At 66.1% G+C, this 19,895-nt stretch carries 20 protein-coding genes; 5 read left to right on the top strand and 15 right to left on the bottom strand.

All coding sequences use genetic code 11. The features are described 5' to 3' along the window. Positions 1–2: 2 nt before the first annotated feature. The 8 genes from OOZ63_RS10605 to OOZ63_RS10570 form a co-directional block, all read right to left on the bottom strand. Positions 3–2,960, bottom strand: a complete 2,958-nt coding sequence (locus OOZ63_RS10605; protein ID WP_266005430.1) for a formate dehydrogenase subunit alpha — start codon at positions 2,958–2,960, stop codon at positions 3–5. Between the two features lie 51 nt (positions 2,961–3,011). Then, positions 3,012–3,248 carry a formate dehydrogenase gene (locus OOZ63_RS10600; protein ID WP_266005429.1) on the bottom strand — a complete coding sequence of 79 codons (237 nt, stop codon included), beginning with the start codon at positions 3,246–3,248 and terminating at the stop codon, positions 3,012–3,014. 155 nt (positions 3,249–3,403) lie between these two features. After that, a complete protein-coding gene (locus tag OOZ63_RS10595; protein WP_266005427.1) occupies positions 3,404–4,033 on the bottom strand; it encodes a TorD/DmsD family molecular chaperone in 630 nt (209 codons plus the stop codon). Beyond that, positions 4,030–6,177: a 4Fe-4S dicluster domain-containing protein gene (locus OOZ63_RS10590; RefSeq protein ID WP_266005425.1), complete on the bottom strand. Its 2,148-nt coding sequence runs from the start codon at positions 6,175–6,177 to the stop codon at positions 4,030–4,032. Before OOZ63_RS10590 ends, OOZ63_RS10595 begins: the two co-directional genes overlap by 4 nt. Beyond that, entirely contained in the window at positions 6,101–6,655 is a 555-nt protein-coding gene (locus OOZ63_RS10585) for a DUF3306 domain-containing protein (protein WP_266005424.1), read from the bottom strand. Before OOZ63_RS10585 ends, OOZ63_RS10590 begins: the two co-directional genes overlap by 77 nt. Next, a complete protein-coding gene (locus tag OOZ63_RS10580; protein WP_266005423.1) occupies positions 6,655–7,167 on the bottom strand; it encodes a DUF3305 domain-containing protein in 513 nt (170 codons plus the stop codon). Before OOZ63_RS10580 ends, OOZ63_RS10585 begins: the two co-directional genes overlap by 1 nt. A gap of 18 nt (positions 7,168–7,185) precedes the next feature. Continuing rightward, a complete protein-coding gene (apbC, locus tag OOZ63_RS10575) occupies positions 7,186–8,277 on the bottom strand; it encodes an iron-sulfur cluster carrier protein ApbC (RefSeq protein ID WP_266005422.1) in 1,092 nt (363 codons plus the stop codon). An 86-nt stretch (positions 8,278–8,363) separates the two neighbouring features. Further along, positions 8,364–9,884 carry a CoA-acylating methylmalonate-semialdehyde dehydrogenase gene (locus OOZ63_RS10570; protein WP_266005421.1) on the bottom strand — a complete coding sequence of 507 codons (1,521 nt, stop codon included), beginning with the start codon at positions 9,882–9,884 and terminating at the stop codon, positions 8,364–8,366. A gap of 94 nt (positions 9,885–9,978) precedes the next feature. On the opposite strand from OOZ63_RS10570, the gene OOZ63_RS10565 reads away from it, so the two are divergent. Then, complete coding sequence (locus OOZ63_RS10565) at positions 9,979–10,920, top strand: LysR family transcriptional regulator (RefSeq protein ID WP_266005420.1); 942 nt, start codon at positions 9,979–9,981, stop codon at positions 10,918–10,920. Between the two features lie 183 nt (positions 10,921–11,103). Continuing rightward, positions 11,104–11,859: a YecA family protein gene (locus tag OOZ63_RS10560; RefSeq protein WP_266005419.1), complete on the top strand. Its 756-nt coding sequence runs from the start codon at positions 11,104–11,106 to the stop codon at positions 11,857–11,859. A gap of 6 nt (positions 11,860–11,865) precedes the next feature. On the opposite strand, the gene OOZ63_RS10555 is transcribed toward OOZ63_RS10560, so the two are convergent. Together OOZ63_RS10555 and OOZ63_RS10550 are read right to left on the bottom strand one after the other, a co-directional pair. After that, the gene (locus OOZ63_RS10555) at positions 11,866–13,185 is read right to left on the bottom strand and encodes an Hsp70 family protein (RefSeq protein WP_266005418.1); all 1,320 of its coding nucleotides are present in this window, start codon (positions 13,183–13,185) and stop codon (positions 11,866–11,868) included. 60 nt (positions 13,186–13,245) lie between these two features. Continuing rightward, positions 13,246–14,559, bottom strand: coding sequence for a D-amino acid dehydrogenase (locus tag OOZ63_RS10550; RefSeq protein ID WP_266005416.1), 1,314 nt, complete (start codon positions 14,557–14,559; stop codon positions 13,246–13,248). A 156-nt stretch (positions 14,560–14,715) separates the two neighbouring features. On the opposite strand from OOZ63_RS10550, the gene OOZ63_RS10545 reads away from it, so the two are divergent. Beyond that, a complete protein-coding gene (locus OOZ63_RS10545) occupies positions 14,716–15,648 on the top strand; it encodes a LysR family transcriptional regulator ArgP (protein ID WP_266005415.1) in 933 nt (310 codons plus the stop codon). Here OOZ63_RS10545 and OOZ63_RS10540 read toward each other — a convergent pair. Beyond that, on the bottom strand, positions 15,645–15,809 hold the full coding sequence (locus OOZ63_RS10540) for a hypothetical protein (RefSeq protein WP_266005414.1): 165 nt from the start codon (positions 15,807–15,809) through the stop codon (positions 15,645–15,647). The two genes, OOZ63_RS10545 and OOZ63_RS10540, sit on opposite strands and share 4 nt — an antisense overlap. A gap of 289 nt (positions 15,810–16,098) precedes the next feature. Here OOZ63_RS10540 and OOZ63_RS10535 point away from each other — a divergent pair, with 289 nt between their 5' ends. Next, positions 16,099–16,323 carry a hypothetical protein gene (locus OOZ63_RS10535; protein ID WP_266005413.1) on the top strand — a complete coding sequence of 75 codons (225 nt, stop codon included), beginning with the start codon at positions 16,099–16,101 and terminating at the stop codon, positions 16,321–16,323. 16 nt (positions 16,324–16,339) lie between these two features. On the opposite strand, the gene OOZ63_RS10530 is transcribed toward OOZ63_RS10535, so the two are convergent. The 4 genes from OOZ63_RS10530 to OOZ63_RS10515 form a co-directional block, all read right to left on the bottom strand. Further along, entirely contained in the window at positions 16,340–16,762 is a 423-nt protein-coding gene (locus tag OOZ63_RS10530; protein WP_266005412.1) for a universal stress protein, read from the bottom strand. 74 nt (positions 16,763–16,836) lie between these two features. Beyond that, positions 16,837–17,616 (bottom strand): metallophosphoesterase, encoded by a 780-nt coding sequence (locus tag OOZ63_RS10525; protein ID WP_266005411.1) that lies wholly within the window; start codon positions 17,614–17,616, stop codon positions 16,837–16,839. 4 nt (positions 17,617–17,620) lie between these two features. Next, complete coding sequence (locus tag OOZ63_RS10520) at positions 17,621–18,397, bottom strand: UPF0149 family protein (RefSeq protein WP_266005409.1); 777 nt, start codon at positions 18,395–18,397, stop codon at positions 17,621–17,623. Further along, on the bottom strand, positions 18,394–19,335 hold the full coding sequence (locus OOZ63_RS10515; protein ID WP_266005408.1) for a LysR family transcriptional regulator: 942 nt from the start codon (positions 19,333–19,335) through the stop codon (positions 18,394–18,396). The genes OOZ63_RS10520 and OOZ63_RS10515 overlap by 4 nt, the downstream gene beginning before the upstream one ends. Before the next feature lie 131 nt (positions 19,336–19,466). On the opposite strand from OOZ63_RS10515, the gene OOZ63_RS10510 reads away from it, so the two are divergent. Next, complete coding sequence (locus OOZ63_RS10510; RefSeq protein ID WP_137945109.1) at positions 19,467–19,706, top strand: hypothetical protein; 240 nt, start codon at positions 19,467–19,469, stop codon at positions 19,704–19,706. The last annotated feature ends 189 nt before the right edge of the window (positions 19,707–19,895 follow it).

The raw sequence follows: 19,895 nt of genomic DNA, 5'->3' as shown, positions 1-19,895 counted from the left end.
TGTTATGCGGTGGCCTTGGCGACCTGGCAGACCGTGGTCTTGGTCTCCTGCATCATGGTCACGCTGTCGTAGCCATAAGTGGTCGCGGTATTGATGGCCTCGCCACGCACGATGGGCGCTGCGCCCTCGGGGTAGTACTTGAGCAGGTCCACGCCCTGCCAGCGGCCCGAGAAATGGAAGGGCAGCCAGACAGTCTCGCGGTCCACCCGCTCGGTCACCAGGGCCTTGACGGTGAGCTTGGCGCCGGTCGGGGTCGTGATCCAGACGTCCTCGCCGTTGCGGATGCCGCGGTCGTTGGCGGTGGCCGGGTTGATCTCGACAAACATCTCCTGCTGCAGCTCGGCCAGCCAGGGGTTGGCGCGGGTTTCCTCGCCGCCGCCCTCGTACTCGACCAGACGACCCGAGCTCATGATCAGCGGGAAGGTCTTGCCGATGTCCTTGTTCTTCTCCTGCACGCTCTTGTAGAGCGTGGGCAGGCGCCAGAAGGCCTTCTTGTCGTCGTGGGTCGGGTACTTGGCGACCAGATCTGGCCGGGTCGAGTACAGCGGCTCGCGGTGCTGAGGAATCGGATCGGGGAAGTTCCAGACCACGGCGCGCGCCTTGGCATTGCCGAAGGGGTGGCAGCCGTGCGCCATCGCGACGCGTTGGATGCCGCCGGACAGGTCGGTCTTCCAGTTCTTGCCCTCGGCGGCCTTCTGCTCGGCCTCGCTCAGGTCAGACCACCAGCCCAGCTTCTTCAACAGCAGATGATCGAACTCGGGGTAGCCGGTGGTGATCTCGGCGCCCTTGGAGTGCGAACCATCCTCGGCCAACAGGCTGACGCCCTCGCGCTCGACGCCGAAATTGGCGCGGAAGTTACCGCCGCCCTCCATCACATGCCGGGAGGTGTCGTACAGATTGGGCGAACCGGGGTGCTTGAGTTCGGGTGTGCCGTAACAGGGCCAGGGCAGGCCGAAGTAGTCGCCGTCGAGCTTGTAGCCGGTTTCCTTGTCGATGCCGCCCTTGGCCTTGAGCGTCTTCACATCGAAGACGTTCATATTGCGCATATGCGCCTTCAAGCGCTCAGGGCTCTGTCCGGTGTAGCCGATGGTCCAGACGCTGCGGTTTATTTCCTTCAGGATGGACTCGACTTCGGGCTCATCCATGCCGCCCTTGCCCTTGACCAGTTTGTGGCTCTTGACCAGCTCCTTGTCGAAGCCCAGCTTTTGGGCCAACTGGTACATGATCATGTGGTCGGTGCGCGATTCCCACAGCGGCTCTATGACCTTCTCGCGCCACTGGATCGAGCGGTTCGATGCGGTGCACGAGCCGCTGGTCTCAAACTGGGTGCAGGCCGGCAGCAGGTATACGGCCCGATTCGGATTCACCTCCTCGCCAGGCATCGCCGCCATCGCGGCGGTGGCCGAGGGGAAGGGATCGACGACGACCAGCAGGTCGAGCTTGTCCATCGCCTTCTTCATTTCCAGGCCACGGGTCTGCGAGTTCGGTGCATGGCCCCAGAAGAAGAGGCCGCGCAGATTGCTGTCCTGGTCGATCAGCTCGTTCTTCTCCAGCACGCCGTCGATCCAGCGTGAGACTGTCATGCCGGGCTTGGTCATCATGCCCGGCGCGTACTGTTTCTTGATCCACTCGAAATCGAGGTCCCAGACCTTGGCGAAGTGCTTCCACGAGCCTTCGGCCAGGCCGTAGTAGCCGGGCAGCGAGTCGGGATTCGGGCCTACATCGGTCGCGCCTTGCACGTTGTCGTGGCCGCGGAAAATATTGGTGCCGCCGCCGCTGACGCCGACGTTGCCCAGCGCCAGCTGCAGGATGCAGGAGGCGCGCACGACGGCGTTGCCGGTGGTGTGCTGGGTCTGGCCCATGCACCAGACGATGGTGCTGGGACGGTTGTCTGCCAGGGTCTTGGCGGTCTTGTAGACGGTCGCCTCATCGACGCCGCAAGCCTCGAACACCTTGTCCGGTGTCCACTTGCTCATGATCTCGTCGCGCACCTTCTCCATGCCGTAGACGCGGTCCTGGATGTAGCGTTTGTCTTCCCAGCCGTTCTTGAAGATGTGATAGACCAGACCGAAGACAAAGGGGATGTCAGAGCCGGAGCGAATGCGCACATAGTCGTCTGCTTTGGCTGCCGTGCGGGTGAAGCGTGGGTCGACGACCACCATCTTGCATCCGGTTTCCTTCGCGTGCAGCATGTGCAGCATCGAAACCGGGTGGGCTTCGGCGGCGTTCGAGCCGATGTACATCGCCGCGCGCGAGTTGCGCATGTCGTTGTACGAATTGGTCATCGCGCCATAGCCCCAGGTGTTCGCGACGCCGGCCACCGTGGTGGAGTGGCAGATGCGCGCTTGGTGGTCGCAGTTATTGGTGCCCCAGAGGCTGACCCACTTGCGCAGCAAATAGGCTTGCTCGTTGTTGTGCTTGCTGGAGCCGACGACGAAGATCGAATCCGGACCGCTTTGCTTCTTGAGCTCCAGCATCTTGGCGCTGATCTCGTTGAGCGCCACATCCCAGGTGATCTTCTCGTATTTGCCGCCCACCAGCTTCATCGGCGTGCGCAGCCGGTGCTCACCGTGGCCGTGCTCGCGCAGCGCCGCGCCCTTGGCGCAATGGGCGCCGAGGTTGATCGGCGAATCGAATACCGGCTCCTGGCGCACCCACACACCGTTCTCGACCACGGCATCGACCGCGCAGCCCACCGAGCAGTGGCCGCAGACGGTACGTTTGACTTCCACCTTGCGCTCGGCGCCGGCGGCCGGTGCATCGGCCGCATGAGCCTTCTTCTGAACCAGACTCAGCTGGGTGGCGGCAAGACCTGCCCCCACGCCGAGGCCGGAACGGCGCAGGAAGACGCGGCGGTCCATGGTCGGAATCGCACGGGCGACGCCGCGCGACAGACTGTTGACAAGACCTGAGGCGGCCGGGCTACCCGCCTGGGCCGAGGATTTGCGCGTGAGCAGCATGATGTCTCCAGAGGGCCTGGGGCCCGTCAATGCAGTGGCCGGGGCCGACGATCAGGAACGGGCGGTTTCGTAGTAGCGCAGCACATGCGGCGTCACTTGATAACCGCTACCGGTCTCGGCCAGTGTCTTGGCGACTTCGGCCACTACCGGGGCGGCCGGCGCGGTGCCGGTCAGGGTCTTGGCCGCGAGTAGGGCCGCGCCTGCGGCACCCGCGCCCAGCAGAACGCCGCGGCGTTGCAGCAAGGATTCGGTCGGGCTCGAGGATTCACCAACGATGTTGTTCTTCATACTTTCATGCTCCGAGAAAGTGTGGGCCCGTTTTTAGGCAGCGGACCAGGTGCCGACTCGTCCCCTAAATGTAGGACTCGGCGGTGCGCAGGGTACTAGGGAAATTACGTTGTCGCTGGCGCGTCTGTGGATTCCGACCGACACCCTCGGACATCTCATGCCTCCAGCAGATCGAAGCCTTGAGCTTCGACGGCGCAGAAGTCGCGCGTGAAACCGGCGAGCGCACGATAGAAGTCGGCGCGCGGATGTGCGCATATCGCATCGCATAGCGCGTCGATCCAGGGCCGCATGTGGCTGTTGAAGAAGCGCTGCTGGCTGGCCAGATTGCTGACGGTCAGATCTTCGCCTGCGATCAGGTAGCGCATCACCTCGCAGAGGCTGGCGATATGGTCCTCGGTCTCTAGCACCGCGTCGGCTCGCTCCAGGCCCAGCTGGGCCAGGTCGGTGCGCAGATCGGCCAGCGGCTTCTGGTTCAGATACCCGGCAATGAACCAACTGCCATACAGAAAGATCTCCGGCTTGCCGACGCCGCCGAACAGCGCGCCATACTCCGCGTCGATCTCGGCCAGCCCCAGGCGGCGCGAGGCAGCGACGAGCTCGGACCAACTGCCTTCCAGGAAGCCGCCGGCGCTGGGCGCCTCGGTCACCGCGACTCTGAGCTGTTCATAAAGCTCGGTCGACGGCGGCGCGTAATACAGGCTGGCTAGCAGCCCATAGACCTCGGCGCGGGCCAGCTCCTCGCTGTCGTCCGGCGTGCTCCAGTTGATCGCTGCGGCGCTGCTCATAGATCGGTGATCCTCACTTCATTCGGGTTGCTGTGCATATCGATCACGCGGCAGTCGGCACACATCTTCAGGCGCTGCGCGCCGGCGCCCTGGAACATCGCATGCCCACCGAGCTTGGCAATCATCAGCTGCACGGCGTTGGGGGTCGAGAAGGGCTTGGCGCAGCGCACACAACAGAAGGGTTCGACCTCGTTGAGTACCCGTTGCTCCTTGCGGGCCTTGCCGCTGTCTGCGAGCCACAGGCGCGGCTCCAAGGTGATGGCCTGCTCGGGGCAGGTGCCGGCACACAGCCCGCATTGCACGCAGTTCTTCTCGATGAATCGCAGTTGCAGCTTGTCGGGGTTGTCGGCCAGCGCGGCCTCGGGGCAGGCACTGACGCAGCTCAGGCACATGGTGCAGCGATCGGCATCGACGATCAGGCTGCCTAGCGGGCTGGCAGGTGCGGGCAGCGCGATCGCCTCCGGCGGCGCGGCGGACTGGGCCAGCAGATGCTCGATGGCCAGTTCCAGGCTGGCGCGCTTGTCGGCCTGCACGCTGAAGCTGGCGGGCTTGGCGACCGTCTGTGCGGGCGCGGCCTGCAGCGCGGTATCCAGCCGGGCCACCTCGCTGGCCGAGATCATGGCCAGGTGTTGCCCCTGCAACCCCAAGCCGTGCAGGATGGTCTGGGCCACCTCCATCTGGGCCTGCACGGCGGCGCGGTAGGCCGGGGCTTCCTCGTCGGTCATCAGCACCCAGACCTGGCTGGCGCCATAGGCGATAGCAGCTAGCCACAGCTCAATGCCGCTGGACGCTGTATGCCATACCTCCATCGGCAGCACACGCGCCGGCACGCCGCGCACGGTCTTACTGGTGCGCGCGGCCCGGCCGAGCTCGCCGATCAGGTTCGCCCCGCTGCCCTGGCTGTGCAGCAGCAGCGCGGCGTTGCGGCCGCCGGCGCGCGCGTAGGTGCTGAGCATCGTCCGGATGCGCTTGCCCATCTCATCGGGCCGTGGCGTCGCATAGCTGAGTGCGCCGCTGGGGCAGACCGTGGTGCAGGCGCCGCAGCCGACGCACAGATGCGGCTCGACGATGATGCCGGCCAGCGCGGCCGTGCCGCCCTTGCTGCCCTTGCCCTTGAGCGAGGCGTCGCTGCGGATCGCCTGGGCCGAGCAGACCTCAATGCAGGCCGTGCAGCCGATCTGCTCGTTGCGGCTGTGGGCGCAGAGCTTTTGCTTGTAGTTGAAGAACTTGGGCTTCTCGAACTCGCCGATGGCCTCGCGCAGCTGCAGCACGGCCGCCATCAGGCTCTTGTCATCGGCCGCATGGAAGTAGCCCTGCGGCGGCTGGTGCAGCGCGATCTGCGGCCGGGCGCCAAGGTCCAGCACCAGGTCGAAGTTCTCGCTGAACTGCTGCACCGCACGATCGAAATTGATCGCCCCCGCCGCCTCGCAGACCTTGACGCAGTCGCGGTGGCTGCCGCACTTGCCCATGTCGACTTGGTAGCTGAAATCGATCGCGCCTTCGGGGCAGGCATCCACGCAGGCATTACAGCGGGTGCACAAATCCAGGTCGATCGCATTGCCGTTGTGCCAACTGACCTCGAAGGCACCGAGCCAGCCGCTGATCTGTGTGATCTCACCGGCATGCACGGCCATCGTGCGCGGCTGAGCCAGCGTGCCAGAGCCCTGCACCAGCAGGCTGACTTCCAGCTTGTCGGCCAGCATCTCGGCCGCGCGCGCTGCGCGCTCGGTCGGGCCGATTACCAGCACCCGGCCCTGGGAGCGGTAGCTGACGGTCGTGACCGGCTCGGGCTCGGGCAACTGGGCCACGGCCAGCAGCGCGGCAAATTTCGGGCCGGCATCCTTCGCGTCCTTGGACCAGCCGCCCGTCTCGCGAATATTGACGAAGCGGATCGGCCGCTCGGCCAGGCCCGGCGCGCCGGCGGTCTGCTCGTTAAGGCCCAGGAACAGGCGGCTCTCCTGGGTGCAGGCCACCAGCAGGTCCTCGCCGCTCTTGGCCGCGCGCTGGAAGGCGCCGGCCTCGCGCCGGCACAACGTCGTGTGCAGGGTTTCTAGCCCCGCGCCGGCCTCAGGCCCGAGCGCCTGGATCAGCTGCCGGCTGTCCAGGGGCATGGTCTTGTTGCAGTCGCAGATCAGGGTCGTCATGGCTGGCGGTGGCTAGGGCTTCGGGGGCAGGGATTGGGGCAGTCGTCTGGAGCTGCGCGGTTTCCACGTTTTCTTCTTCTTGCTTCTCGTGGTCGAACAAGCCGAGGAATTGCGACTGGTTCATCATCCGCAGCATCGCCGGCGGGATCGGGTCGGGCTGGCTGTAGTCGTCGATATAGATGTCCAGCCCGTCCATCACATTGAAGTGCGGGTCGGAGAACAGTTTCTTCATCGCTGCGCGCTTGACGTCCTCATCGACGCCGCGCGCGACAAAGGGCGAGAAGTCCGATTCGTGGCGCAGCTGGGCGACATCGTCGAGCGTCAGTGGGGGCTGGTCCGGCTCCGCAACGGGAGCGGGTTCAATGATTGTTTGCGGCACCGGTTCGGTGACGACAAGCTCCGCTGCGGCCCGCGCCTGCTCCTTGCGCTGCGACCAGCGCGAGAAGAAGCCGGTCGCCGCTTGCGTCTGGTCGGCCATCAGCTGCGCTCCCCGGGCGAGACGAAGGACTGCGGGCGGCGGCGCTTCTTGGGCTCGGGCCGGTAGTGCTGTTCGGTATAGGCCTGCAGCCAATCACGCACATCGGCTGGCAGCGGCACGTTGTCGACCCGTTCCTGCGCATCCAGCCAGCGGCCGGCCTCGGTATAGGACAGGCTGACGGTCTCGGCCCAGGCTCGGGAGGGGTCTTCGTCATCGAGGCGCCAGACCACGAACCAGACCGGCGCGCCGGAACTGAGATTCAGGTAATAGCCCTCTGCCTCGTCGGGGAATAGCTCCAGCCCGAGGTCGGGGAACAGGCTGCGCTGGATCTTGCCGTCGTCGCGCAGCACGCGCGGTGCGCTGCCGAAGGCCTCTTCATGCGCGACCACATCGACGAGCCGGTAGCGCCAGTCCTCCCATTGATTGGGCGCGGTCTCGCGCTCCATCACCACGGCCACGCGAAGGGCAGGGCGGGGCGCCTTGTCGGCGGCGGGGGGGGCTGGCTGGCTCATCGCTGGCTGGCTTACCACTCAGGTGGTCTTGGAGATGGAGATGCTGGGGAACTTGGCCGAGTAGTCCTTGGCCTGGCGGGCGATCTTGACGGCCATCTGACGCGCCACACTCTTGTAGAGCGCGGCGATCTCGCCGTCAGGGTCGCTGACGACGCTGGGCCGGCCGCTGTCGGCCTGCACGCGGATCGACAGGTTCAGCGGCAGCGCGCCCAGATAGTCCATCTTGTACTGCGCGGCCATGCGCTTGCCGCCGTCCTCGCCGAAGATGTGTTCGACATGGCCGCAGTTCTCGCAGACATGCACGGCCATGTTCTCGACCAGACCCAAGAGCGGCACGCCGACCTTCTCGAACATCTTGACGCCCTTCTTGGCGTCCAGCAGCGCGATGTCCTGCGGCGTCGTGACGATGACGGCGCCGGTCAGCGGCACGCGCTGCGAGAGTGTCAGCTGAATGTCGCCGGTGCCAGGCGGCATGTCGATGATCAGGTAGTCCAGGTCGGCCCAGTTGGTCTGGCGCAGCAGCTGTTCGAGCGCCTGAGTGGCCATCGGGCCGCGCCAGATCATCGCCTCATCGTTGTCGACCAAGAACCCGATCGACATGACCTGCACGCCGTAGTTCTCCATCGGCTCCATCGACTTGCCGTCCACCGACTCGGGCCGCCCGCTGATGCCCATCATCATCGGCTGGCTGGGGCCGTAGATGTCGGCATCGAGAATGCCGACGCGCGCGCCCTCGGCGGCCAGCGCCAGCGCCAGATTCACCGCGGTCGTGCTCTTGCCGACGCCGCCCTTGCCCGAGGCCACTGCGACGATGTTCTTGACCTTGGGCAGCAGCTGCACGCCGCGCTGCACCGCATGGGCGACGATCTTGCTGGACAGGCTGGCGTGGACGTTCTCGACGCCGGAGACGCCGCGAACGGCGGCGGTCAAGGCCTTACGCAAGGCCGGGATCTGGCTTTTGGCGGGGTAGCCGAGCTCGACCTCGAAGGCGACGTCGCCGCCGTCGATACGCAGGTTCTTCAGCTGTTTGGCCGAGACGAAATCCTGGCCGGTGTTCGGGTCGATGACGGTCTGGACGGCGTCGAGGATCGACTGTTCGCTGAGGGACATGGCTGAGGGGCTTGTTCTGTGAGAGCCCCTAAGTCTATCCCTAGGCCAAAGGCCCGGTGTTGCGCTGTGCCCTTAGTCGCCCCGAGCTATTTGCTGGTAGGCATGACGAACTCGGCGCCCTTGGCAATGCTGGAGCTCCAGCGTTGCATCACGCTCTTTTGTTTGGTGTAGAAGCGCACGCCTTCCTCGCCATAGGCGTGCATATCGCCGAACAAGCTCTTCTTCCAGCCGCCGAAGCCATGCCAGGCCATCGGCACCGGGATCGGCACATTGATGCCCACCATGCCTACCTGAATGCGGCGAGCGAACTCGCGCGCCACATTGCCGTCGCTGGTGTAGCAGGCCACACCGTTGCCGTACTCGTGGTCGTTGACCAGTTGTACCGCCTCGGCGAAGTCCTTGGCACGCACGCAGACCAGCACCGGGCCAAAGATCTCTTCCTTGTAGATGCGCATGGCAGGTGTCACATGATCGAACAGCGTGCCGCCGGTGAAGAAGCCGCCCTCGAAGCCGGTGACTTGGTGGCCACGGCCGTCGACCACCAGTGTGGCGCCTTCCTCGACGCCGACCGCAATGTAGTTCTCGATGCGGTCGCGCGCCTCCCTGCTCACGATCGGGCCCATCTCGGCGTCCAGCTCCATGCCGTTCTTGATCTTCAGGGCCTTCGCGCGCTCGGCCAGCTTCGCAATGATCTTGTCGGCCACGTCGCCGACCAGCACCGCCACCGAGATCGCCATGCAGCGCTCGCCGGCCGAGCCGTAGGCCGCGCCGATCAGGCCGTCGACCGCCTGCTCGATATCGGCATCGGGCATCACCACCATATGGTTCTTCGCGCCGCCCAGGGCCTGGACGCGCTTGCCGTTGGCCGCGCCGGTCTGATAGATGTACTGAGCAATTGGCGTCGAGCCGACGAAGGACAGCGCGCGCACATCGGGATGGTGCAAGAGTGCGTCGACGACCACCTTGTCCCCCTGCACGACGTTGAAGACGCCGTCCGGCAGGCCGGCCTGCTTGAACAGATCGGCGATGAAGAGGCTGGGCGAGGGGTCGCGTTCGCTGGGCTTGAGGATGAAGGCATTGCCGGTCACGATCGCCAGCGGCGCCATCCACATCGGCACCATGAAGGGGAAGTTGAACGGCGTGATGCCGGCCACCACGCCCAAGGGCTGGCGCATGGTCCAGTTGTCCATACCGGTCGAGACCTGCTCGGTGTAGTCCCCCTTGAGCAGTTGGTTGGCGCCACAGGCGAACTCGACGATGTCGATGCCGCGCGCCACTTCGCCCTGGGCGTCGGTGAAGACCTTGCCGTGCTCGGCGGTAATCATCGCGGCCAGCGCGTCCTTGTGCTGGTTCAAGAGCTCCAGGAACTTGAACATCACTCGGGCGCGGCGCAGCGGCGGCGCATCGGCCCATGCCGGGAAGGCGGCCTTGGCGACGGCCACGGCCTTGTCGACATCGGCCGCACTGCCCAGCTGCAGCTGGCGCGCCACCGCGCCGGTGGCGGGGTTGTAGACCGGCTGGTTGCGGCCAGCGGTGGCTTCGGCCTGTGCGCCGCCGATGTAGTGGGTGATGTCCTTGCTGCTGCTGAATGCGACGGGGGCGGCCATGGCGGTCTCCTGGTTTGGAATCGAGCCAGTCTAGGTCTCGCATCCCAGACTGCCAATCCACTGTCGCCGATTTGATTGTTCGATAATCCGAACAATGAGTACCACCAAACCTGAGCTCCGCAACGAGCTGTTATGGGGCCAGCTGCATGCGCTGACCGTGATCGCCCAGGTCGGCAGCTTCACCAAGGCGGCGCAGCGACTGTCGCTGTCCAAGGCCGCGATCAGCCAGCGCATCGCCGATCTGGAGCGGGCCATGGGGGTGCAACTCGTCGCGCGCACGACTCGCTCGGTGCGCCTGTCCGAGGCCGGGCAGCGGCTGGTCGAGGAGACCGAGGCCAGCTTCGCGCAGATTACCCGCAGCCTGGCCGAGGCTCGGGACGCCGCTGGCCAGCCGCGCGGGCTCTTACGCATCACTGCGCCTGTCGCGCTGGGCCGCCAGCATGTGGCGCCGCAGTTGGAGAGCTTTTTTGAGCTCTACCCGGAGATCCGCATCGAGCTGGATTTGTCGGACCGGCTGGTGCCGCTGGCCCAGGAGGGCTTCGATTTGGCGATCCGCCACACCAGCGCGCCGCCCGACACCCATGTGGCCGTCAAGCTCTGCGCTTCGCGGGCGCTGCTGCTGGCCAGCACCAGCTACCTGAAGAAGCGGGGTGAACCCGGCCACCCGATCGAACTGGCCCAGCATGCCTGTCTGCCCTATCTGCGGCCCGGCCCGGCAGTGTGGCTGTTCGAGCGCGCCGGGGAGCGGCTTAAGGTGCCGGTGCAGGGACCGCTGCGCGCCGGCAATAGCGAGGTCCTTCGCGACGCAGTGCTGTCGGGCCTGGGCATCGCGCTGCTGCCTGACTTCAGCGCCGCCCCGGCCCTGCGCGCGGGTCGGCTCAAGGAGATCCTGCCCGACTGGCGACCGGCCGGATTTTTCGGCGACGGCATCTATGCGATCCATCCCTGGAGCAGCACGACGCCGAGACCGGTGCGGCTGTTCACCGAGCATCTGAAGAAAGCGCTGGGCCAGGGCTTCGAGATGGCTGCCGGCTGAGCGAGCCCCCAAAAAAGACGCCCACCCGGGGTTGCCGGGCGGGCGTTGCAAGTCCTTGAGTCAAGGACGTCGTTGGGACGTTCGCCGGTGCCACTGGCACCGGGCATGGATGCAATGTAGAGGGCTGCGTGCTGGCCAGCTATCCCACTATTGGGGGAACGGGCGAACTGGGACAATAGGGTCATGAGTACCTCACCGAAGCGTCCGCCCGCTCGCCCGCCTGTCCCCTCCTCGGCCCGTCCTGCTCCGCGCCAGCGCCCCGCCGCACCGCCGGCTGCGGCGCCCAAGGCCGCGCCGCAGCCTCTCAGCGAGGCCGAGATGGAGCGCCTGCAGGCCTTGCTGGACAGCGTGCCGGCACCGCTGGAGCCGCTGGACATCAGCATGCTGGATGGCTATCTGGTCGGGGTGCTTTTGCAGCCCAAGGCCGTGCAGGCTTTTCAGTGGATGCCTTATGTGCTGGACGGCGAGGGTCGACCAGCGCCGCAGGGTTTCGACAGCCGTGAGCTGACGACGCTCGCCAAGCGCCGTCATCAGGAGCTCAATCGCGCCATCGCCGAGCGCCAGTGGTTCGATCCCTGGGTGTTCGAGTTGGAGGACGAGGCCGAGCCCTCCGAGGTGGTGTACCCATGGGTGGCCGGCTTTGCGCTGGCGACCGATGTGTTCCCCGAGCTGATGCGCCAGGACGCCAGCGAGCTGCTGGAGCCGCTGGCCGCGCTGTTCATGCACCTGGACCCGGACGATCTGGAAGACGCCGACGATCTGCTGGAGGAGATCGAGACGCTGGAGCCGCCCAGCGATCTGGAAGAGGCGGTCGAGGGCCTGGTCAGCGCCTGCTTGATCCTGGCCGATGTGTCGCGGCCCCAGCCCAGGCCGCAAGAGGCCCGGCGCCCGCCCGCGCGCCGCGGGCCGCCTGTTCGAGACTCGGGCGGCCGCTATTGACGACGTTTATTGACGGAACAGCCGCGCTGCATGCAGGCCCAGGCCGGTGGCGACCGAGGCAAAACGGTCGCCACGAACCGCCGCCGCCGCCGGGAAGCCGGCCGAAATGCGGTCGGCCAACAAGCGCAGGCCGGTCGAACCGCCGGTGAAATAAAGCGCGTCGATCTGCTCGGGCTTCAATCCGGCCTGGGCCACGGTTTCATGGCCGGCTTGGACGATGCGGTTGATGTCGGCATCCAGCGATTCAACGGCCACTTTCTCGCTCAGCGGCACGCTCAAGCCGCGCTCGACCAAGCTCAGGTCAATCTCGGTGTCGCCGCCACCGGAAACGGCGATCTTGGCGCCCTCGGCCCGCGCCGCCAGCTCATGGCCCAGATGGTCCTCGATCACCGTCATCAGGCGCTGGTGATGGACCTGGTTGCCGTAGAAGCTCTTCATCGCGCGCAGCTCCGAGACGCGGCCGGGGCTGTAGACGGTGTTGATCAGATGCCAGGTGGCGAGGTCGAAGTAGACGCCGCTGGGCACCTCGCGAGCCGGCGAGCCCGCGCGCTCGGGGCCGTGCGAGCGGTAGCCCAGCTCGCGCAGGATGCTGGCCAGCTCGATATGGCGGTCGAAGTCGGTGCCGGCGATGTGCACGCCATGGTTGGCCAGGATGTCGTCGCGGCGGTCCAGGCGCTTCATGCGCTCGGGTCCGACGCGCACGATGGAGAAGTCCGAGGTGCCGCCGCCGATGTCGGCCACCAGCACGATGCGCTCGTCGCTGATCTGACTCTCGTAGTCGAAGGCCGCTGCGATAGGCTCGAACTGGAAATGAACATCGTTGAAGCCCACCGCATGGGCGGCCGCCTCCAGCGAGGCCTGGGCGGCGGCGTCGCGCGCCGGCTCGCCATCGACGAAGAATACCGGGCGGCCCAGCACCAGATGGTTCAGTGGTGCGGCGGCGCCGGCCGCCAGCGCTGACGTTGTTGCACATTGACGCAGGCGCTTCAGATAGCCGGCCAGGATGTCCGCGTACTTGACGCCGCGACCGCCGCCGACATCGGTGGTCTGGTCGATCAGGCCCGAGCCGAGGATGCTCTTCATCGAGCGCATCAAGCGGCCCTCGGCGCCCTCCACATAGGCGGCCACAGCGGCACGGCCGAAAGCGCGCGGCGGGCCATCGGCATCGTGGCGGCCCTCGACGAAATAGAACACCGCCGTCGGCATGGTCTGGTGGCCGGGCTCCAGCTCGACCAGGCGCATTCCGGGGCCGTCGGTGCGTGGAATAGCGATGGCTGAGTTGGAAGTGCCGAAGTCAATGGCGCAGAACGTTGCAGGCGAGCTCATGGAGATCCGGCATCAGGAGAGGGGGCGCGGATTGTAGCGAGCCCCGCAGCGATCGCCTATTCAGGCGCTCGCCATGCTCCGGATCGGCTTCGCTGGCAAGGCGTCGCCGTAGAAGGCGAAATCCATCTCCGGCGCGCGGCCGGCCATCAGCTCGGCCAGTGCATGGCCGGAGCCGGCGCCATGGGTCCAGCCCAAGGTGCCATGGCCGGCATTGAGCCAGAGGTTGGTCGCCTTCTTGCTGCGGCCGATATAGGGGATGTTGGTCGGCGTACTGGGGCGCAGGCCTGTCCAGTAGTTGGGTTCGCTGGTGTCGGCCACGCCGGGGAACAGCTCCTCGTAGCGCTTGACCAGCGAGGCGCAGCGGGCCCGCGAGGTGGGGCTGTCCAGGCCGGTGTCGAAGCCGGCCAACTCGGCAGTGCCGGCGATGCGGATATGGTCGCCCAGGCGCGAGATCGCGATCTTGCGGCCGTCGTCGAGCAGGCTGACGACACTGGCCTGCTCGGGCTTTTTAAGCCGCAGGGTGGCCGAATAGCCCTTGGCCGGGTAGATGGCCAAGTACTCACCCAGCGGCTTCAGCAGCGCCGGCGTGTAGGAGGCCATCGCGGCGACATACGCGTCGGCCTTCAGCGCGAGTTTCTTGCCGGTCTCGCGAGAAGCGACCTGGGCGCCACTGATCTTGTCGCCGCTGTGTTCGAGCGCCAGCACATCGTGGTTCCACAAAAAGGTGGCGCCGCGCTCGGCGCACAGCTGGGCCAGCTTTTGCGTGAAGACCCGGGCATCGCCCGATTCGTCGCTGGGCGTGAAAGTGCCGCCGTGGATGTTGGGGCCGAAGGCGGCCAGGGCCGGCTCGACCTTCAGCACTTCGTCGCGGTTCAACACGCGGCGGTCGACGCCATGGCGGCGCATGATCTCGGCACCGACCGCGCCGGCCTCGAAGTCCGCCTGGCTGGAGAAAAAGTGCAGGATGCCGCGCTCCAGGCGCTCGTACTCGATGCCCGTCTGCGCGACCAGGGTCTTCAGCGAGGCATGGCTGTAGCGGCCCAACTGCACCAGCTGCTCGACATTGCGCTCGAAGGCCGACGTCGTGCATTGGGTCAGAAAGCTCAGTCCCCAGCGCCACTGGGCCGGATCCATGCGCGGGCGGAACAGCAGCGGCGAGTCCTCGCGCAACAGCCATTTGGCCACCTTGAAGGGCGCGCCGGCATTGGCCCAGGGCTCGCAGAAGCTCACCGAGATCTGTGCGCCGTTGGCAAAGCTGGTCTCCAGCGCCGCGTCTGGTTGCCGATCAACCACCGTGACCTCATGGCCCTGCTCCAGCAGATACCAGGCGGTGCTGACGCCAATAATGCCCGCGCCCAACACGACGATTTTCATAACGGCTCCATCAAGAGTTGCAGACCCAGACCGCCCCAGGACGTTTGTCGCAGCGATGGCTCGTGCCGGCGCAGGTGCAGCGTGGCCGGATTGTCGGCACGGTCTACGTATTCATGAAGGTATATTCATATTTGTCGGAGTACATTAATCAAACTTATGAAAGACCTCGACTCCGCCGGCCTCGACTGCCTGGCTGCGCTGGCCGATGAACGCAGCTTCGAGCGCGCCGCCCAGCGCCTGGCGATCACGCAAAGCGCGGTCTCCCAGCGCCTGCGCAGCCTGGAGGCCCAGGTCGGCCAGCTGTTAGTTGTGCGCTCGCGGCCGCTGCGGCTGACCGAGGGCGGCAAGGTGCTGCTGCGCTTTGCACGCCAGTTGCAGGCGCTGCGCAGCGATGTGGTGCGCGAGCTGGGCGCGCGCGCCGCGCCGCACGAGCGTGTGGCGATCGCGATCAATGCCGACAGTCTGGCCACTTGGGTGCTGCCGGCGCTGGAACCGGTGGTGCAGCAGGGGCTGCGCGAGGGTTATGGGCTGGAGCTGGTGGTCGACGATCAGGACTTCACCCATGATTGGCTGCGCCAGGGCGAGGTGCTGGGCTGCGTCAGCACGGTCCGCCAAGCGCTGCGCGGCTGTACGGTGCAGCCACTGGGGGTGATGCGCTATGTCGCGGTGGCCAGCCCGGACTTCATGCGCGAGCAGCTGCCGAACGGGCTGACGGCCGGCAACTTCGCCCAGACGCCTTTCATGGTGTTCAACCGCAAGGACGACACTCAGGTGCTTTGGGTGGCCAAGGCTTTTGGCGTGCGTGCGCCGCGCCTGCGCGAGCGCTATGTGCCGTCCAGCGAGGCCTATGTGCGGGCCGTGGGCATGGGGTGGGGGGTCGGTGTCGCGCCGGAGCTCCAGGTGCGAGCGCTGATCGCCAGCGGCGAGCTGGTGTGCCTGAGGCCAGAGATCAGCGTCGACGTCGCGCTGTACTGGCACCAATGGAAGTTGGTGTCGGAGTTGGTGGCCGCACCGACCCGGGTGGCCCTGCTGGACCAGATCGGCCAGGCGCTTGCCTTGGGCGCAAAAAAAGCGCTAAGCCTGGCTTAGCGCTTGGGCGTGGTGTTCAGTGCTTCGTTGCTGGCAGTCACGCCAGCGACGAAGCGGGGGCGCTGCTGGGTGCTGTCGGTAATGGCGGCCAGCCACAAGGTGCTCAGCACAACGGCGCTGACGATGGCCCGGCTCAGCCAGGTGAGGACTACAAAGTTCATCGGATATTGTTGTTGTCGCGCAGGCGGGCTTGCCAGTGCGAGGCGCAGCTTAAGACGCAGCCAGGTCCGCAACCATCCTTCCCAAGTGGGATGGCGCAACACCTATCAAACCAGTCAAGTAGTAGGCCCGATGACGCGGCGCGGCGTTGCATCGGATTGTTGCCAAATGTGATTGCGTGCGGTTTTCCCAACTACATGGGCTTTTCCACCCACTTTGGGGATTCTTCTGCGCGCGCGCCGGCGCACACTGAGTTCAGCCCCACAGCCACGAACACTTGCGAGGTTCGATATGCGATTCACCCCAGCTTTGCGCTTTTTCCGCAAGAGTTCAGTTACCAGCGACGTGCATGACCCGGCCGATCTCGGCACGGCTTTCGGCATGGAAGCGAGCTTGGAGGGCGACGACGGCTACGCCAACAGTCAGCCGCCCCCCTACGAGCTGGAGTCAGAACGCGCCGCCCGGGCTGCGCTGGAGTCACCGCTGGCCTGGCTGAGCCGGCGCAGCGGTCACTGACTTTTTCGTCCGCCGCTCAGCGCACCAGCAGCACCGGCGCGGTGCAATGCGCCATCACCTTGGTGGCGACCGAGCCCATCACCAGATTGCCCAGGGTGCTGTGGCCATGTGAGCCCAGCATCAACAGATCAAACTTGCCCTTGTTGGCCAGCGCGGCGATCACATCGGCGGCCGGACCGACCTTGGCGATGAATTCGGCCTGGATCTTCTGTTTGCCAAAGAATGTACGGATGGTCTTCAAGACCTTCTCGGCCTCGTCGTCGTAGTAGCTTTTCAGCACTTCCTTGTCCAGCACGGCGGCCGCGCGTGGCGGCACGGCCGGCACCGCATGCACGACGGTGTACTGGTGCGTATTACCCAGCCACTCATCGTGGGCAGCCAGATAGGCCAGCATGCGCTTGGTATAGGAACTCCCGTCGACCGCGACCAAGATTTTCATAGTCTCTGCTCCTGTGTTGTTGAGGCTGTCGGCGCAGTCTGGCACAAGACCCGGGCCCAACGGCTTGATTCTCGTCAAGTTGGCTCGTCGAATACCTCGATCAGGCGCTGGCCGTCATGGCCGTCGGCCTCGCCTTTGCGAGCGTGGCCGCGGGCATTGCACAGCACCCGGCAGCCGTGGAGCCGGTAATCATGCCGGCAATGCAGATGGCCATGCAGCCACAGCCGCGCGCCGCTGAGCAGCGCCTCATCGTCATTGCAGAAGCTTGCCGTGCCGGGCTGGCGACCGTAGCGCGGATCAGCGCTCTGGATGCTGGGCGCGAAATGGGTGATGACCACGGTGGCGTCCCAGCCCGTGCCCTGCTCGCCGAGCGCGAGCTGCTCGGACAGCCAGTCGCGGCAGCGCAGGCCTTCGTCACGGACCGCGGCGGCGTCGAAAGGTTGACCGTTGCGAGTAGCCGCCATCACCCGCTGGAAATATCCGGCCGCCCGCATCGCACGCTCGCGCTGCGCTGTGCCGAACAGGTCGAAGTCGCTCCAGCGCGTGCTGCCGACAAAGCGCACGCGCCGACCTTCCCCGTCGTTGATCACCAGACTGGCGTCGTCCAGCATCACAAAACCGAGTTCGCGCGCCAGCGCATGCAGGCCGGCGCGCGCGCTGTCGACATCGCGGCCGTCGTACTCATGGTTGCCGGGCACGAACAGCACCGGCACCGGCCAGTCGCGAAACAGCGATAGCCCGCGCCACGTGCTGTCGACATCGCCTGCCAGCACGAGCAGCTCGGCACCTGGGGCCGGGCGGGGTTCGTAGCTCTCGGTCTCCAGGTGGAGGTCCGAGATCAGCTGCAGCCGCATTGCGCTAGTTGGAACCGTGACAGACCTTGTACTTGCGCCCCGAGCCGCAAGGGCAGGGATCATTGCGGCCGACCTTGGGGCCTTCGCGCTTGAGCGTCTCGACCCGGTAGCGGTGCTCCTGGGTCAGATCACAGAGATCGGCCACCGTGACGACCAGCTCCTCGATCGCGTCGTCGAGGTCTTTGAGCGGATGCTCGCGGTCCAGCGTCGCGACGATTTCCTTCTCTTGCGGCGTCTCGGCCGGCAGATGGCGGTACAGGCGGGCCAGCGCGGCCATGACCGCATCGTCGGGCATGTCGGCCAGCTCGGGGAAGCACAGGCAGGCGTGCTGGAAACCGGCCACCCAGGGCATCAAGGTGCGCGAGATCGGGCTCATCTCAGCAAAGGTGGCGCGCGCCTGGGCCTGCTCGGCATCGTCGTCGGGCGAGGGGGCCTCGGGTGTAGCGTTCTCGTCCAGGTCGAGAACGACCGGGTCGAACCAGCCGTCCTCCACCATCGCGCGGTTCAGCGCGGTGTGGCGGCGCTCGACCAGCTCGCGGATGCGTGCCAGCCAGACCGGGTCGACCTCGTCGGGCAGCACGCCGCCGTCGTAGTCGAAGATATTGGGCAGCCACTCGTCGATCTCGATCAGGCGGGGCTGGACCAGCACGCCGCACAGATAGCCGTCCAGCATGGAGGCATCCAGCGCTTCGAGCGGGTCGGGGGTGGTGGCAAGCAGTTCGTCGAGTTCGGCGAACTCGGCGTCGCTCAGGTCGCGGGAGGAGGGGGCGGTGGTGCTCATGCAGCGATTGTCGCCGCTGTTGCCGCTTCCACCAGCCGTTGGCGCATCCAGCGCTGGGCGCTGCGTTCTTCGTTGCGCAAATGCCAAAGCATGTCCACATGGACGCGCGCCAGCGGCATCGGCAGTGGCCGCTCGACCAGACGGTGCTTGTAGCCTGTGGCTTCGACAAAGGAAGCCGGCAGCACGGTCAGCAGATCGGACTGCGCGACGATGCGGCCGGCGGTGAAGAACTGGTTGACCGTCAGCATGATGCGGCGGCTGCGCCCCAGCGCTGTCAGTGCCTCGTCGACAAAGCCATGGGGCCGGCCCGAGAAGCTGACCAGCAGATGGTGGGCAGCGCAGTAGCGGTCCAGGTCCAGCTCGAGCTCGGCCAGCGGGTGGTCGCGCCGCATCGCGCAGACATATTCGCTCTCGTACAGCCGGTGCTGGCGGATCGCGCTCATCACGCCCTGGGCCTGCAGTGCCGCGACGGCGCCGGGGAAATAGCCCAGCGCGAAGTCCGCCTCGCCTTGCTCCAGCAGCGAGCGCGGATCGCGCGTGGTCAGCGGCAGCACGTGGACATTGGCCAGGGCCCGCAGGCGCTCGAGCTCGGCCACCAGCGGCGGCAGCACCAGCGCGGCGGTGGCGTCGGCCATCGCGATCCGGAAGGTCTGCTCCTGTTCGTCGGGCTGGTAGTCGCCCGGGTCCAGCACCAGGCGCAGCCGGTCCAGCGCGGCGCGCACCTCGGGCCACAAGCCTTCGGCCCGCGAGGTCGGCTTCATGCCGAAGGCCTGGCGCACGAACAGCTCCTCGCCCAGGGTCTCGCGCAGCCGCTTGAGCGCATGGCTGACGGCCGGCTGCGTCATCGCCAGGCGCTGGGCGGCGCGGGTCAAGCTGCGCTCGGCCATCACCGCGTCAAAGACCCGCAGCAGGTTCAGATCGAGGGTGCGGAAGTTCATCGCGGGCCAAAACGTGAGTTATGTCTTCTATTTATATATCCAATGCCGAAGATTCATTGGATTCAAAACTAGGGTTTACCCCATAATCTCGTCATCGGCTCCAAAAGAGCTTCAACACAGTGAGTTAAGCCATGAGCGTCGCATCCCAAACCTTCGGTCTTCCCCTTCACCGCAACGTGCGTCACGGCGGTTCCTTCGCCTCGATCGGCGCCCGTCTGTGGCTGCGCATGATCGCCTCCGTCAAGGCCCAGCTGGCCCTGGCCGCTGAGCGCCGCGCCGAGCGCGAACTGCTGGACCTGGCCGCCCAGTACGAGAGCAGCATGCCCTCGTTCGCCGCCGAGCTGCGCGCCGCCAACGCCCGCCGTCGCTGAGCTGTAGCCGGTTTTTGACCGGCAGGCCCACAACGGAGAAAGCCCGCTCGAGCGGGCTTTTGCCTTGTGCGCTCAGCATGAGCGCACTCTTGCGGGTGCAAGTCCCGCCGTAAGTTGATCACAGCGAACGAAGCGAAGCGCAACTGCACGAGGGCGACCGAATGTGGGGAGGAAGCGTGGAGCGAAGCT

The organism is Paucibacter sp. PLA-PC-4, assembly GCF_026241155.1.
Lineage (GTDB): Bacteria > Pseudomonadota > Gammaproteobacteria > Burkholderiales > Burkholderiaceae_C > Roseateles_E.
This window is presented reverse-complemented; position numbering and strand designations above follow the sequence as displayed.

Coding starts and splice junctions, on each gene's coding strand:
- OOZ63_RS10555 (WP_266005418.1), bottom strand. CDS start 13,185: ATGAGCTCGCCTGCAACGTTCTGCGCCATTGACTTCGGCACTTCCAAC.
- OOZ63_RS10600 (WP_266005429.1), bottom strand. CDS start 3,248: ATGAAGAACAACATCGTTGGTGAATCCTCGAGCCCGACCGAATCCTTG.
- OOZ63_RS10565 (WP_266005420.1), top strand. CDS start 9,979: ATGAGTACCACCAAACCTGAGCTCCGCAACGAGCTGTTATGGGGCCAG.
- OOZ63_RS10605 (WP_266005430.1), bottom strand. CDS start 2,960: ATGCTGCTCACGCGCAAATCCTCGGCCCAGGCGGGTAGCCCGGCCGCC.
- OOZ63_RS10585 (WP_266005424.1), bottom strand. CDS start 6,655: ATGGCCGACCAGACGCAAGCGGCGACCGGCTTCTTCTCGCGCTGGTCG.
- apbC (WP_266005422.1), bottom strand. CDS start 8,277: ATGTCCCTCAGCGAACAGTCGATCCTCGACGCCGTCCAGACCGTCATC.
- OOZ63_RS10570 (WP_266005421.1), bottom strand. CDS start 9,884: ATGGCCGCCCCCGTCGCATTCAGCAGCAGCAAGGACATCACCCACTAC.
- OOZ63_RS10560 (WP_266005419.1), top strand. CDS start 11,104: ATGAGTACCTCACCGAAGCGTCCGCCCGCTCGCCCGCCTGTCCCCTCC.
- OOZ63_RS10535 (WP_266005413.1), top strand. CDS start 16,099: ATGCGATTCACCCCAGCTTTGCGCTTTTTCCGCAAGAGTTCAGTTACC.
- OOZ63_RS10525 (WP_266005411.1), bottom strand. CDS start 17,616: ATGCGGCTGCAGCTGATCTCGGACCTCCACCTGGAGACCGAGAGCTAC.
- OOZ63_RS10530 (WP_266005412.1), bottom strand. CDS start 16,762: ATGAAAATCTTGGTCGCGGTCGACGGGAGTTCCTATACCAAGCGCATG.
- OOZ63_RS10590 (WP_266005425.1), bottom strand. CDS start 6,177: ATGACGACCCTGATCTGCGACTGCAACAAGACCATGCCCCTGGACAGC.
- OOZ63_RS10540 (WP_266005414.1), bottom strand. CDS start 15,809: ATGAACTTTGTAGTCCTCACCTGGCTGAGCCGGGCCATCGTCAGCGCC.
- OOZ63_RS10550 (WP_266005416.1), bottom strand. CDS start 14,559: ATGAAAATCGTCGTGTTGGGCGCGGGCATTATTGGCGTCAGCACCGCC.
- OOZ63_RS10520 (WP_266005409.1), bottom strand. CDS start 18,397: ATGAGCACCACCGCCCCCTCCTCCCGCGACCTGAGCGACGCCGAGTTC.
- OOZ63_RS10515 (WP_266005408.1), bottom strand. CDS start 19,335: ATGAACTTCCGCACCCTCGATCTGAACCTGCTGCGGGTCTTTGACGCG.
- OOZ63_RS10595 (WP_266005427.1), bottom strand. CDS start 4,033: ATGAGCAGCGCCGCAGCGATCAACTGGAGCACGCCGGACGACAGCGAG.
- OOZ63_RS10510 (WP_137945109.1), top strand. CDS start 19,467: ATGAGCGTCGCATCCCAAACCTTCGGTCTTCCCCTTCACCGCAACGTG.
- OOZ63_RS10580 (WP_266005423.1), bottom strand. CDS start 7,167: ATGAGCCAGCCAGCCCCCCCCGCCGCCGACAAGGCGCCCCGCCCTGCC.
- OOZ63_RS10545 (WP_266005415.1), top strand. CDS start 14,716: ATGAAAGACCTCGACTCCGCCGGCCTCGACTGCCTGGCTGCGCTGGCC.